The 13,637-nt window shown below is 49.0% G+C and carries 12 protein-coding genes; 7 read left to right on the top strand and 5 right to left on the bottom strand.

Annotation, left to right across the window (positions count from 1 at the left end):
* Positions 1 to 124 precede the first annotated feature (124 nt).
* Positions 125 to 1,669 carry an alpha-amylase gene (gene amyS, locus KNO98_RS07445; RefSeq protein WP_214700270.1) on the top strand — a complete coding sequence of 515 codons (1,545 nt, stop codon included), beginning with the start codon at positions 125 to 127 and terminating at the stop codon, positions 1,667 to 1,669.
* A 203-nt stretch (positions 1,670 to 1,872) separates the two neighbouring features.
* Complete coding sequence (gene desA / locus KNO98_RS07440) at positions 1,873 to 2,886, top strand: Delta(5) desaturase DesA (RefSeq protein WP_214700268.1); 1,014 nt, start codon at positions 1,873 to 1,875, stop codon at positions 2,884 to 2,886.
* 35 nt (positions 2,887 to 2,921) lie between these two features.
* Here the strand turns inward: desA and KNO98_RS07435 are convergent, their stop codons facing one another.
* On the bottom strand, positions 2,922 to 3,752 hold the full coding sequence (locus tag KNO98_RS07435) for a lipoate--protein ligase family protein (protein ID WP_026825017.1): 831 nt from the start codon (positions 3,750 to 3,752) through the stop codon (positions 2,922 to 2,924).
* 17 nt (positions 3,753 to 3,769) lie between these two features.
* Positions 3,770 to 4,666: a lipoyl synthase gene (lipA, locus tag KNO98_RS07430; RefSeq protein WP_214700266.1), complete on the bottom strand. Its 897-nt coding sequence runs from the start codon at positions 4,664 to 4,666 to the stop codon at positions 3,770 to 3,772.
* Between the two features lie 328 nt (positions 4,667 to 4,994).
* On the opposite strand from lipA, the gene KNO98_RS07425 reads away from it, so the two are divergent.
* Positions 4,995 to 6,944 carry a glycoside hydrolase family 3 protein gene (locus tag KNO98_RS07425; protein ID WP_214700264.1) on the top strand — a complete coding sequence of 650 codons (1,950 nt, stop codon included), beginning with the start codon at positions 4,995 to 4,997 and terminating at the stop codon, positions 6,942 to 6,944.
* 41 nt (positions 6,945 to 6,985) lie between these two features.
* Here KNO98_RS07425 and KNO98_RS07420 read toward each other — a convergent pair whose 3' ends face one another.
* Both KNO98_RS07420 and KNO98_RS07415 read right to left on the bottom strand, forming a co-directional pair.
* Positions 6,986 to 7,831, bottom strand: coding sequence for a DegV family protein (locus KNO98_RS07420; protein WP_214700262.1), 846 nt, complete (start codon positions 7,829 to 7,831; stop codon positions 6,986 to 6,988).
* Between the two features lie 8 nt (positions 7,832 to 7,839).
* Positions 7,840 to 8,682, bottom strand: coding sequence for a lipoate--protein ligase family protein (locus tag KNO98_RS07415; RefSeq protein ID WP_214700260.1), 843 nt, complete (start codon positions 8,680 to 8,682; stop codon positions 7,840 to 7,842).
* 106 nt (positions 8,683 to 8,788) lie between these two features.
* Here KNO98_RS07415 and KNO98_RS07410 point away from each other — a divergent pair, with 106 nt between their 5' ends.
* Genes KNO98_RS07410 through KNO98_RS07400 form a run of 3 tightly spaced genes read left to right on the top strand, consistent with a single transcriptional unit; the run spans position 8,789 to position 12,369 of the window.
* Positions 8,789 to 10,084, top strand: coding sequence for an HD domain-containing protein (locus tag KNO98_RS07410; protein ID WP_214700258.1), 1,296 nt, complete (start codon positions 8,789 to 8,791; stop codon positions 10,082 to 10,084).
* Positions 10,085 to 10,106: 22 nt separating this feature from the next.
* Positions 10,107 to 11,693: a Na/Pi cotransporter family protein gene (locus KNO98_RS07405; protein WP_214700256.1), complete on the top strand. Its 1,587-nt coding sequence runs from the start codon at positions 10,107 to 10,109 to the stop codon at positions 11,691 to 11,693.
* Between the two features lie 22 nt (positions 11,694 to 11,715).
* Positions 11,716 to 12,369: a hypothetical protein gene (locus tag KNO98_RS07400; protein ID WP_214700254.1), complete on the top strand. Its 654-nt coding sequence runs from the start codon at positions 11,716 to 11,718 to the stop codon at positions 12,367 to 12,369.
* Positions 12,370 to 12,425: 56 nt separating this feature from the next.
* On the opposite strand, the gene KNO98_RS07395 is transcribed toward KNO98_RS07400, so the two are convergent.
* On the bottom strand, positions 12,426 to 12,614 hold the full coding sequence (locus KNO98_RS07395; RefSeq protein WP_012727443.1) for a 2-hydroxymuconate tautomerase: 189 nt from the start codon (positions 12,612 to 12,614) through the stop codon (positions 12,426 to 12,428).
* A gap of 149 nt (positions 12,615 to 12,763) precedes the next feature.
* Between KNO98_RS07395 and ypfJ the strand changes: the two genes are divergently transcribed.
* A complete protein-coding gene (gene ypfJ / locus KNO98_RS07390; RefSeq protein ID WP_214700252.1) occupies positions 12,764 to 13,618 on the top strand; it encodes a KPN_02809 family neutral zinc metallopeptidase in 855 nt (284 codons plus the stop codon).
* Positions 13,619 to 13,637: the final 19 nt, after the last annotated feature.

The raw sequence follows: 13,637 nt of genomic DNA, 5'->3' as shown, positions 1-13,637 counted from the left end.
ATTCGAATGAAAAATAGTTAGTTAGAGAGAACTATTTTTGGACATCGGTCTATGCAACAAAATCAAAATCCTTCACAATGATTAATGCAAACGCTTTCATTAATTAATTGAGGAGGAATGAAGGATGTTGAAGAAACGACAGGGAGCTGCCGTCCTGGCTGGGGTGACATCGATTGCCCTTCTTTTGGGGCAACCGGTCGCACAAGCGGCAACTCCGCAGAACGGTACGATGATGCAATACTTTGAATGGTATGTCCCGAACGACGGACTGCATTGGAACCGTCTCTCGAACGATTCGCAGCACTTGAAAGACATTGGGGTCTCGACCGTTTGGATCCCGCCAGCGTATAAAGGGACGTCACAAAATGATGTCGGATACGGGGCGTACGATTTGTATGACCTTGGGGAATTCAATCAAAAAGGGACGACTCGGACGAAGTATGGAACGAAAGCGCAGCTACAGTCGGCGATCTCGAACTTACGCGGAAAAGGAATCGGCGTGTACGGAGATGTCGTCATGAACCATAAGGGCGGAGCGGATTATACCGAGTCCGTTCAAGCTGTCGAGGTCAATCCTTCCAATCGGAATCAGGAGACGTCGGGAGCATATTCGATTTCCGCCTGGACCGGATTCAATTTCGCGGGACGGAACAATACATACTCGCCGTTCAAGTGGCGTTGGTATCACTTTGACGGGACCGACTGGGATCAGTCACGAAGCTTGAGCCGGATTTATAAATTTAAGAGTACCGGTAAAGCATGGGACAGTGAAGTATCCGGTGAGAACGGGAACTATGACTACTTGATGTACGCCGATGTCGATTTTGAACATCCAGAAGTACGACAGGAAATGAAAAACTGGGGGAAATGGTACGCCGATTCGCTCGGTCTCGATGGATTCCGTCTCGATGCGGTCAAACATATCAACCATTCGTATTTAAAGGAATGGGTGACAAGTGTCCGTCAGGCAACCGGAAAAGAGATGTTCACGGTTGCGGAGTATTGGAAGAATGACCTGGGAGCCATCAATGATTACTTGGCGAAGACGGGATATACCCACTCGGTGTTCGATGTGCCGCTCCACTACAACTTCCAAGCGGCAGGGAACGGCGGCGGTTACTATGATATGCGCAACATTCTAAAAGGAACGGTCGTCGAGCAGCATCCAACACTCGCCGTGACGATTGTCGACAACCATGACTCACAACCAGGGCAATCACTTGAGTCAACAGTCGCCAATTGGTTTAAACCGCTCGCCTATGCGACAATCATGACGCGTGATCAAGGGTATCCAACGCTCTTCTACGGGGATTATTACGGAACGAAGGGGACGACAAACCGTGAAATCCCGAACATGTCAGGGTCGCTTCAGCCGATTTTGAAAGCACGTAAAGACTTTGCCTATGGCACGCAGCATGATTACATCAATCATCAAGACGTCATCGGGTGGACGCGCGAAGGGGTGACAGACCGTGCGAAGTCGGGACTTGCGACGATTTTGTCGGACGGACCGGGCGGGTCGAAATGGATGTATGTCGGAAAGCAGAACGCGGGAGAAGTATGGAAAGACATGACCGGCAATAACGGGCGTCTCGTGATGATCAATGCGGACGGTTGGGGTGAGTTCTTCGTCAATGGTGGGTCCGTCTCGATTTATACGCAACAATAAATTAGGTAGACTTGCCTCTAGAGATAGGGGACAAGTCTTTTTTTCTGAATGTTCACCATACGTTATTTATACGTGATATAATGACCTAGTGTTAATTCTTGATAGGGACTACTTCCAATTCATGAATTCACATTGAACAACGTCGGTTGTTGGTTTTATCTATATTTTTGCGTTGTGACGCTGTTGAGTTCAAGGAGGTCGTGATGAGTAAAGAAAAGATTGCCCAATTAAGAAAGCACGTCTCGCCGTTTGAAAAGTCCGATATTCGGATTAGTGTGCGGCAGATGATCAATACGATTTTACCGTTTCTCGTTTCATGGTTTTTGGCGTATCAACTACTGAGTGTCTCCATTTTCCTGACATTACCGTTCACGTTAATTGCAGCAGGATTTGTCGTGCGGATGTTCATCATCTTCCATGACTGTACACACGGTTCGTTCTTTAAGAATAAGAAGGCAAACGCCATCGTCGGAACGATTACCGGTGTTTTGACGTTGTTTCCTTACGAGAAGTGGAAACGCGAGCATGCGATTCATCATGCGTCGAGTGGGAATTTGGATAAACGGGGCGTCGGCGACATCTGGGTCATGACGATTGAGGAGTATATCGAAGCGTCAAAATGGACTCGTCTAAAGTATCGCCTATATCGTCATCCGCTCGTTATGTTCGGTCTTGGACCACTTTGGCTCATTCTCGTGACGAGTCGTTTCAATCGAAAAGATGCCCGTAAAAAAGAACGCCAAAATACGTATATCATCAATATTTCTCTCGTCGTCTTATATAGCGCGCTCATTTATCTGATTGGTTGGCAAGCGTTCCTTATCGTACAAGGGACGACAATGTTCATCGCCGGCGTGCTCGGAATTTGGTTATTCTATGTTCAGCACACGTTCGAAGATTCCTACTTTGAAGATGAACAGGAATGGGATTACGTAAAGGCGGCTATTGAAGGAAGCTCGTATTACGAATTGCCGAAAGTGCTTCAATGGGTGACGGGGAACATCGGCTTCCATCACGTTCACCATTTGAGTCCACGAGTGCCGAACTATCATTTAGAGAAGGCACATACGTCGACACCACCATTACAGCGAGCAACGACAATCGGGTTATTTTCAAGCCTGAAGTCGTTACGTTACAAGTTATATGATGAAAACAATAAAACATTCGTCACGTTCCGGGATGTGCGCCATCTGTTGCGCCGAACGAATGTGGCATGAAAAAAGATTGTCCCCGTAAAAAAGGGACAATCTTTTTAGCGTTTCCAGACCCATTCGTCACTCTCATACTTCTTCACGAGCAAATCGATCTCAGCTCGCTGTTCTGTCGTAAAGACGAGTGGTTCGAACGTCAAGGAGAACGCGTCTTTGAAGCCGGTCTCAAATGCGGCTGCTACTTCGTCAAAGGAGACGAAGCGCTGTAACGTGTCATTCAAGGCGACGGCTTTTTCGCTGAAGCGGTTTTTGGCTTCAAGTTTTTCGTGCTCCTCCATCGTGAAGCAGTCGAACAACACCTCATCGTCGACAGAAAGCGGGATCGATCCATGTTGAAGCACGGCCCCTTGATGACGTACCTGTGCGCTACCCGCAATCTTCTTCCCGTCGACGGCAAGCTCGTAATACGAGGCGGCATCGAAGCAAACGGCTGATTTTGGTTTGCGGAGCGCCTCACGGTCCTCTTCCGTCAACGGCACCGAAAACTCGGCCGGTACACCGAGCTCATGATAACCGCGGCGGACACCCTCCGTGAGTAATCGATAGCTCTCGATGATATTCGTCGGAAGAGCCGGTGTCGACTCGGGCAAGATGACGCTATATGTTAGTTCATCCGCGTGTAACACGGCCCGTCCCCCGGTTAGTCGCCGAACGACTGGGATATTGTTCTTCGTGAGCGCCTCGCGGTCCAAGTCACGTGTCGCCCGCTGGAAACGTCCGACGCTGATCGCATGAGGTGCCCATGAATAAAAACGGAGCGTCGGTTTGAGTTCTCCCTTCGCGACCCAATTGGCGATGGCTTCGTCAATCGCCATGTTCTCAGCCGGTGAAGTGGATTCAGTTCTAAGTAAGTGCCACGTCGTACCAGTCATAATCTCTCTTCTTTCTGTTAATCGATTGGCAACATCGTGTGGCGACGTGCCTTGTGTACTTGTTCGTCCGCATGGTAAGAAGAACGGACGAGCGGACCTGCCTCACAATGTGAGAATCCTTTTGCTAGTGCGATTTCTTTCAACTCGGCGAACTCGTTTGGATGATAGTAACGTTCGACCTCGAGATGTTTCTTCGTCGGCTGTAAATATTGACCGAGCGTCAAAATATCAACGTTGTGCGCGCGAAGGTCGTCCATCGCTTCAATCAACTCTTCTTTCGTTTCTCCGAGTCCGACCATGATTGATGATTTCGTAGGGATCTCCGGATTCAGTTCTTTCGAACGCTTCAAGAACTCGAGGGTCCGGTCATACGTTGCTTTGGCACGGACTCTCGGTGTGAGGCGACGAACGGTCTCTAAGTTATGGTTCATGATGTCAGGACCCGCATCAATCAACGTCTGCAAGGCAGAGAAGTCACCCATCATGTCTGACGGGAGCACCTCAATCGATGTTTCCGGGTTCATGGCGCGGACGGCACGAACCGTTTCCGCGAAGACGGTAGCCCCGTAATCGTTCAAGTCGTCACGCGCGACGGCCGTGATGACGACATGCTTCAAGTTCATGAGTCGTACGGATTCGGCGACACGCTTCGGTTCTTCCCAATCAAGCTCGTTCGGTTTACCTGTCGTGACGGCGCAAAAGCGGCAGGCGCGTGTACAAATACTTCCTAAAATCATGAAAGTCGCGGTCCGACGTACCGCCCAACATTCATGGATGTTCGGACATTTCGCCTCCTCACATACCGTATGTAGATTTTTCTCACGCATCATGTTTTTTAAGCCGGTATATGTTTCATTCGTGTTCAATTTAATCTTTAACCATTCCGGCTTGCGTTTCAGTTCCCCTCTTGCCACAAAAAACTCCCCCTTTTTTTAAGTTAACCTGTAACGAATTGAGTTTACCAAAAAAAGAATCAAAAACGAACCAGAGAAATTATTGGTTTTACCAATACAGTTTTCTGTGTATCAAAACAGAAACATTGTTTCAAAATGGTTACGCTTTCACTAGGGCGATTGTTTCTGAAAAGTGGAGTTGCTATACTGTTGTTGACCACCTGAATAAGAACCAAATGTAACTGATGCGATCAGGCATGGGGTGAACGAGCGTTGATGAGGCAACGCTTCTTCCTCCATGCCTTTTCGTTTGGGGGGTCAGCCAAATTTGACTAAGGGGAGTGGGAACATGAACAAGGCATTAAATTGGACGGCAACACTCGGATTGACGACGGCGTTGCTCGTCTCATCGGTTCCGGCAGCGGACGCGGTCGTGGCGGAAGGGACACCGACCATGTCGATTGATCAGCGTGTCAGCACGAAATTGGAATCGATGACACTCGTTCAAAAAATCGGACAGATGATCATGCCGGACTTCCGACTATGGAACGGGGCGAACCATACGGAACTTGCACCGGAAGTTGCGCGAGTCATCGATCGATTTGACCTTGGGGGCGTCATTTTATTCGCGGAAAACGTGAAAGAGACGGAACAGACGACGAAACTCGTTCATGACCTGCAAGAAGTCGTGAAACAAGATGCCAGCAATGATATTCCGTTATTCGTCACAATCGACCAAGAAGGTGGGATTGTGACACGCCTTGGGACGGGAACGAATTTACCGGGGAATATGGCGCTTGGAGCGACTCGAAACAGTCAATATGCCTATGATGCAGGGGAAATCATCGGTTCTGAATTACACGCACTCGGGGTAAACGTGAACTTCGGACCAGTGTTAGACGTCAACAATAACCCAGGGAATCCAGTCATCGGGGTCCGTTCCTTCTCGAGCGATCCTGACCTGGTCGGCGAACTTGGATCAGCGATGACGAAAGGCATTCAAGACCAAGGCGTAGCGGCAACGGCGAAGCATTTCCCAGGTCATGGAGATACAGCCGTCGACTCCCATTACGGATTACCGATTGTCGACAAAACGCTCGACGAGTTGCGCGGACTGGAACTGCTACCGTTCAAACGTGCCATCATGGAAGACATCGATATGATTATGACAGCACATATCGGGATGCCGCAGATTGAAGACGAGGTCGTCGAGTCAGATCGTGGCACGTTCCCGCTTCCGGCGACGCTCTCGGACGATGTCATTACGGGAGTGCTCCGTGAGGAACTCGAATATGAAGGAATCGTTGTGACCGATGCGCTCAACATGCAGGCTATCGCAGACAACTTCACGGAAGCGGAAGCGGTCATCAAGACGTTTGAAGCAGGTGTCGATATTGCGCTCATGCCGACGATTTTACGTTCGGAGGCGGACGTGATCAAACTCGAGGCGATCTTTGAGGAAGTCATCGCGGCAGTGAACGATGGACGTTTGTCGGAGGCGACCATCGATGAATCGGTTGAACGGATTTTAAAACTCAAGGCAGAACGGGGCATCTGGGGAGAAACGATGAACTCGACTACGCTCGAGGCGAAGCTTGCGGAAGCAAATACTGTCGTAGGAAGCGCAGAACATAAAGTGAAAGAGCGTGAAATCGCGGAAGCGGCTGTGACTCTTGTGAAGAATGAGAATAAGACGCTCCCGTTCAAACCGAAAAAAGGGGACACGGTGCTCGTCTTGTCACCAACGAAAGACCAGACAGACAGCATGATGAAAACGATTAAGTCACTAGAAAAGAATGCGGGGAATATGAAAGACGTGAACGTCATCACGGCCAACTATTCAGCATCGACGCCACATCTAGATCGAAATCCGGCACTAAGGCAACAAGTTGAGGCGGCTGACTATATCATCGTCGGTTCAAACGTGAACAACAGCGTCAAATTAAAGCCGACGTCAGCCGATCATTATGTACCGGCCGAAGTGTTCCGTTACGCCAACGAGACAGGGAAGAAGTCGGTCTTACTCAGTTTGCGTAATCCATATGATATTGCCGTTCAGCTAGAAGCACCGGCGCAGCTATTGATCTATGGATTCAAAGGCGATCCGAACGGACCAGACTCGGAAGCGGGTAACTTGAAGTCGGCAGGACCGAACTTACCGGCAGGCATTCGTGCCATCTTCGGTGAAGTGAAGCCGCAAGGGAAGTTGCCGGTAGATGTACCAAAATTTGTGGACGGTGTATTCCAAGACGAGAACTATGCGCAGTTTGGTGATGGATTTAAAAACTGGAATCGCTAAACGAAAATGAGCTCGCCCGAAAATCGGGAGAGCTCATTTTTTCATGCTTCGAAATAGGCGATGACGAGTAGACCTGGACCGGTGTGGGCACCGATGGCAGAGCCGACAAGTGTCTTCGTGATGTGCTTCGGTTCGAGATGTTCGCAGACCATCTTCTCGAACTGTTCGGCTTTTTCTAGGTCGTCACCATGACCGATGAAAAGGTCCCCGTTCTCGACGAGCGGCTTCGATTCAACGGTCCATTCGACCATGCGACGCATGACTTTCTTATGACCGCGTACTTTTTCAATCGGGACGAGCTTGCCGTCCTCGACCGTCAATAACGGTAAAATCGTCAACAAGTCACCGATGAAGGCACTCGCTTTCGAGACACGTCCGCCCCGCATCAAATATTCGAGCGATTCGACCGTGAACAAGTGGCGAATCTTTCCGACGAGCGAAGCAGCATACGCAACTGTTTCTCCGTACGTGTGCTCTTGACTGTACTCTGCGACTGTCTTGACGAATAACGCCTGTCCGACTGAAGCGGTTCGAGTATCGAGGATCTTGAATGTGCTGTCTGGATACTCCTCCTTCAGCATCTCACCGACCATGACGGCGGTTTGATAGGTACCAGAAAGTTCACCTGAGAAGGCGAGATATAAGAACGGCAGTCCCGCCTCGAGATGCTGACGGAAGCAATGTTCAATACGTGACGCCTCGATTTGGAACGTCTTCGGCGTCTTGCCTTGACGCATCGCATCGTACACGTCTTTCGGTTGAATCGTTTCCCCGTCTAAAAACTCTTCGTTGTCGATGATGACACCGAGCGGTAAAATCTCAAGACCGTATTCGATGATTTGATCGTGTGTCAAATCGGCTCCGGTGTCTGTGATCAGTTTAAACATTGGATGAATCACTCCTCTGTTAATTGTTGTTCAATCTCGCGTAGCGGTTCATTCCGTTTCCACATCCGTTCGAGCTGGCTCACGAGTGTCGTTTGTTCTTCAGCTGTCAGTGACGCGTTTTGGAGCGTGCTGACAGTGGAAAGGACGCGGTAGGCCCGTGTAAGAACATCTTGAACCGTGAGGGGAATGCCGAGCAAGTCTTCTAGCGAAGCCATCGTTTCCGGTACAATGGTAGGGTACGTGAACTTGGTGGCTTCCTCTTGGATCGCCAAATCATAAAAGTCTCGAATGATTTCGGCACGTTCGCTCCCGCTCTGTCTGACGCTCAAGTAAATTTGAACGGCGACACCGCCACGGACGCGTCGTTGCGAAATACCGGCGAATTTTTTCCCGTCAATCGACAAGTCGAAACTTCCCGGACAGTACGAGCCGACGACTTCACCTGGGACGATGTCGCTCGTGACATCTTGGAACATCTGTTGGATAAGGGAGGTCATGGCCTCATAGCCGCTGTCGATTTGAATCCCGTCATTCTCGGGTAAGATTAAAGATAAGTTCAGGACATCCTCGTCTAACACGACGGCGAGTCCGCCCGAGTTACGGACGACCGGTCGAAAGCCGCGCTCGTGCAAATACCGGACCCCATCTTTTAAATGAGGCAACCTTGCATCTTGGATTCCGAGTACAATCGTATTCGTGTGCACCCATACGCGCAAGACAGCGCCTGATTGTTGGGTTGAAGCACATAACGTATCGTCAGTTGCGAACGATTGTTCCGCTTGAAACATCGTGCCAAGGCTCGATTGGTCGATCACACGATAACTCGGTTGTTTTAATAATGGATGGATCATATACTTAATTCCTTTTCACAAATAATTTTCCTTCTCATTATAGCACGGAGGGAACGATTCGTTTGAAGTCGAATCTAGAACATAACGAAACGTAGGAGGGCATGTCATGTACTCGTCACGAGGACAACTATCTGGATCAAAAGTGTTTAAAGACCCGGTACACCGTTATATTTACGTCTACGATCATCTTATTTGGGAGCTGATCAACACGAAAGAGTTTCAGCGCTTGCGTCGCATCAAGCAACTCGGAACGTCCTTTTTGACGTTCCACGGCGCAGAGCACACACGATTTCATCACTCGCTCGGTGTATACGAAATCGCACGCCAGTTAATCGATCAGTTCCAACAGTACCCAGAATGGAACGACCGAGACCGTGAGTTGTTGTTAGCAGCGGCACTCTTACATGACGTTGGGCACGGGCCGTTCTCGCACGCATTCGAACACGTCTTTTCCGTTCGCCATGAAGTATGGACCGAACGAATCATTTTAGGGGATACCGAAGTTAACAAAGTGTTATCCGAGATGGGTGTCGGATTTGCGGAAGAAGTGGCCTCGATCATCAACAAGACGCACCCGAATCGTCTAATTGTCAACATACTCAGTTCGCAACTCGATGTCGACCGGATGGACTACTTGCTAAGAGATGCGCACTTCGCAGGTGTCAGCTACGGGAAATTTGATTTAGAGCGCATGTTGCGCGTCTTGCGTCCAGATGAAGATCAAGTCGTCGTCAAGCAGTCGGGGATGCACACGATTGAAGATTACATCATGCGTCGCTATCAGATGTATTGGCAAGTGTACCTTCATCCGGCGACACGTTCGAGCGACCTTCTCTTGAAAGCGATTCTTGAGCGAGCACAGGAACTGTATGAAAGTGGCTATGCCTTCAACCTGACCCCGAAGCACTTCTTGCCAATTTTTGAACGAAAAGTGATGACGCTCGAACAATATTTGAAGTTGGATGAAACGGTCGTCTACTTTTATTTCCAAGAGTGGATGGATGAGGAAGACTCGATTTTGGCCGATCTGTCCAGTCGGTTCGTGAATCGTCGTTTATTGAAATATAAAAACTTCCCGGAAGCGAACCGTGACCGTCATATGGAACGTCTCCGTCAGACGATGGAAACAATCGGGTTACCGTCGAAATATTATTTGCTTGAAGATCAGTTAAGTCAATTGCCATATGACTTGTATAAAGGCCAAGGAAAGTATGAAGGGATTTATCTTCAGATGAATGACGGTGAGCGGAAAGAGATTTCAGAAGTGTCGATGCTCGTCCAGTCGATTTTGAACTCGAGACAGTCGGATGAAAAGATTTATTATCCGGAAGATGTGTTGTTGAACTTGAAGGATTATGCCAACGAGAAATCGTGGATTTTGTCGACATTAAAAGACGAATAAGCACGCAAAGGAGCGTGACACGATGGAGATTGCGACACTGATTGGCGGAATCGGGATATTTTTACTCGGCATGACACTACTCACAGACACGCTCAAAAAATGGGCGGGTACACGACTACGTCATCACTTGAATCAATTCACCGATGGCTATTTGTCAGGTGCGACACTTGGTGCTATGTTAACAGCCTTATTCCAATCTTCTTCGGTCACTACGTTGATGACGATTGGATTTGTGAGTGCAGGGCTCCTCACGTTCACACAATCGTTACCGCTCGTCATTGGAGCCAATGTAGGGAGTGCGACGACAGGGTGGATTATTGCCGTCCTTGGCTACAATTTAGACGTGCGCCAGTTGTTTCTACCGCTCATTGGAATCGGGATGGTGTTTCGTCTCTCCCGTCCGCGCCTTCGCCGTATTGGATTGTTTCTCGTCAGCATCGGGTTGATTTTTGTTGGAATTGGAACACTTCAAGAAGCAATGGGGGATGTCGTCACGTTCTCGTTTGGCTCGGTCGGTGAAATGACTATTCTGCATCAGGTAGTTCTGATTGGAATCGGGTTCATGATGACCGCCATCCTTCAGTCGTCGACGATTGGACTCGTGTTAACGATGACGGCCCTTGCGACAGTGGCGATTTCACTCCCACAGGCTGCTTATTTGGTGCTCGGTCAGAGTGCTGGAACGAGCCTTGTCGTGGCACTCGGTTCGATTGGTGGATGGAAATCGGCGCGGCGCATCGTGTTGGCTCATGCCATCTACCATGTGTCGATTGTCCTCATGGGGTGGTTGACATTTCCCGTTCTCTTCGAGGTCGTCAATCGAGTGGCCGATTGGTTCAACTGGAACGATTTGTTGCGCCTCGCTTTATTCCATACGACATTCCATCTACTGGGTGTGATCTTGTTCCTGCCTTTTTATCAAACGTTCGCACGTCGATTACTGAAGTGGATTCCGAGTCGGTCAGAAAAATTGACGCATCTGCTGGACAATAATATGTCTCAACTCCCGACAGTCGCTTTGGAAGCGGCACGACGTTCTTTACTTGAAATCGAGCGTTATTTAGGGAACGAGACCGAGTTGCTCGTCCGTGAAGGGCGACTACGTGAAGATGAATTGATCCTCGTCGACAAGACGTTGAGCGACGTTCGTTTCTTTTTGAGCACGATACGTCTTGAGGATGATGGAAAGCGAAATGATTATGGTCAACATTTATCTCTCTTGCACACGATTGACCACCTGGAACGCTGGTTATACGTCTTGCGGGAAATCGAACCGGTCCACGTACTTCGGGACACCGACTTTTTAGTAGCACGAGAACTTGTGTTACATGAGCTTGACCTTGTGAATCAACTGAATCATCATACGCCACCGGAGGATTCAAAGCTGTGGAAACAGGCCTCGAAACAACTGGCGGAGTATCGGAAAGCACATCGTTCGGAACTGTTAGAAGAGACGGCAGCGAATCAACTGGAGATGGACCTGACGATACAAAAAGTACAAGTATTGCTCTGGCTCGACCGTATCGGCTATCACATCTGGCGAGCGACACGTCACTTGATCAAGCCGACTGTTCCGAGCGAACGGTTCGACGTGAATCGGGAAGACTGAATATAAAAGTGGAGGGATAAAATTGGCGACATGGGTAACACATTTTCGAATAGCGGAGAAGATTCTGAAAACGAATTCCTCGTTTGATCGCATATCTTTTTTAGTAGGAAATATCGGTCCGGATTGTGGACTGGTCGGAGCAGATGGACGTCCTGAACCACCAAAAACGATCACGCATTTCAAAACGAAGAACGGAATCTCGTCTGACCTGTTCAAAGAGACGTATTTGGATGACCCCGAACGACATACGAGCGCTGAATGGTCTTATTTAGTCGGTTACTACTTTCATCTGGTAACAGACGAATATTGGGTGCGGTTAACTCGTGCGAAAAAAGAAGAACCGATTGTAAAGGCAATCGTCGGGACACCAGACTATACCCGCTTAGTCAAGACGGACTGGTACGGGATTGACTTTGAGTACTTGGCAAACCATCCGAATCATATCTTTTGGACGGATTTCTGTCACATTGACTCGTTCGAAGACGTCTTACCGTTTTTCCCTCAAGGACAGACAGCACAACAAATTCAAAACATCACATCTTTTTATCAGTCACATCCATATAACCCGCAACATGAATATATGTATATGTCTCCTGAAGAGGTCGACGATTTTATTGAAGATGTTCTAATTGGATTACACACGAAGATTCAAGACGTCCAACGTGTACATAGTTGACTAGGTGCTGAGGTGGACATGACGAACGGACTCCATGTCAGGAGTCCGTTCGTCACTTATTTCTTATCCGCGTGCATCACACCGGCTTGTCCGTAATGTGTCGCATCCATCTCTTCGATGAAGACGGTGATGTTCTCTTTCGGGGCGTTCGTCGTCTCGGAGACGGCATCCGTCACCTTTTCGATCAACGCACGTTTCTGTTCCACGGTACGGCCCGGAAGCATTTTTACCGTTACGTAAGGCATGGGTCATTCCTCCTTTGCTGAAGTCTCTTATATTGTAGTGAATCCCGTTCGCTGAGAAAAGTAAAATTCTCATCTACCTCAAAGCAGGCGCTCATTTTTTATATATTTCGGGTATGTAACAAGACAGAGCGAATGTAGGAGGAATGAAGATGAAGTGGAAAGGAAGACAACAGAGCCGTAACGTCGAGGACCGACGGGGACGGAGCATCGGAGGAAAAGGGATTGCCGGGGTCGGGGGTGGTCTCGGATTGATTCTCGTCATCGTCTTTACGTTATTGAACGGAGGCAGTCCGACGGATCTCGTCAACAACATCGGAATAGGGGAACCTCAATCGGAGGGAACGTATACGGGAACGGCTCGTGAAGAGGAGATGGCGGACTTCGTAGCGGTCGTTTTAAAAGATACGGAAGAAGTGTGGACAGACATATTCGCTAAAAATGGGATGACATATGAAGAGCCGACGCTCGTCCTATTTTCAGGACAAGTCGAATCCGCTTGTGGTATTGCCGGGTCGGCCGTTGGTCCGTTCTATTGTCCCGGCGACCAAAAACTATATATCGATTTGAGTTTTTATGATGAATTGAGCCAACGTTTCAATGCACCCGGTGACTTTGCGATGGCATACGTCGTCGCCCATGAGGTCGGGCATCATGTGCAGACACTCCTCGGGGCGACAGGAGAAATCATGCCGCTTCGTAACGAGATGAGTGAAACGGAATTCAACCGTTATCTCGTGCGTTTTGAATTACAGGCAGACTACTACGCGGGCGTATGGGCCCATCATGCACAAGGATTAGGGTATCTTGAAGCTGGAGACGTCGAAGAGGCGATGAATGCCGCGCATCAGATTGGGGATGACACGTTACAACGTCAGGCGCGTGGATACGTGACACCGGACTCGTTCACGCATGGTACTTCTGAACAGCGGATGCGATGGTTCGAAAGAGGATTTGAGAACGGAACCATTCAAGGTGGGGATACGTTCACTACGAACGACTTATAGGCCGGGCGAACGCTCGACC

The sequence above is a fragment of the Exiguobacterium sp. s57 genome (assembly GCF_018617685.1).
Classification (GTDB): Bacteria; Bacillota; Bacilli; order Exiguobacteriales; family Exiguobacteriaceae; genus Exiguobacterium; species Exiguobacterium marinum.
This window is presented reverse-complemented; position numbering and strand designations above follow the sequence as displayed.

What these genes read in the sequence shown, in the direction of transcription:
- KNO98_RS07435 (WP_026825017.1), bottom strand. Translation starts at nt 3,752, where the DNA reads ATGACTGGTACGACGTGGCACTTACTTAGAACTGAATCCACTTCACCG.
- desA (WP_214700268.1), top strand. Translation starts at nt 1,873, where the DNA reads ATGAGTAAAGAAAAGATTGCCCAATTAAGAAAGCACGTCTCGCCGTTT.
- amyS (WP_214700270.1), top strand. Translation starts at nt 125, where the DNA reads ATGTTGAAGAAACGACAGGGAGCTGCCGTCCTGGCTGGGGTGACATCG.
- KNO98_RS07415 (WP_214700260.1), bottom strand. Translation starts at nt 8,682, where the DNA reads ATGATCCATCCATTATTAAAACAACCGAGTTATCGTGTGATCGACCAA.
- KNO98_RS07405 (WP_214700256.1), top strand. Translation starts at nt 10,107, where the DNA reads ATGGAGATTGCGACACTGATTGGCGGAATCGGGATATTTTTACTCGGC.
- KNO98_RS07395 (WP_012727443.1), bottom strand. Translation starts at nt 12,614, where the DNA reads ATGCCTTACGTAACGGTAAAAATGCTTCCGGGCCGTACCGTGGAACAG.
- KNO98_RS07410 (WP_214700258.1), top strand. Translation starts at nt 8,789, where the DNA reads ATGTACTCGTCACGAGGACAACTATCTGGATCAAAAGTGTTTAAAGAC.
- KNO98_RS07420 (WP_214700262.1), bottom strand. Translation starts at nt 7,831, where the DNA reads ATGTTTAAACTGATCACAGACACCGGAGCCGATTTGACACACGATCAA.
- ypfJ (WP_214700252.1), top strand. Translation starts at nt 12,764, where the DNA reads ATGAAGTGGAAAGGAAGACAACAGAGCCGTAACGTCGAGGACCGACGG.
- KNO98_RS07425 (WP_214700264.1), top strand. Translation starts at nt 4,995, where the DNA reads ATGAACAAGGCATTAAATTGGACGGCAACACTCGGATTGACGACGGCG.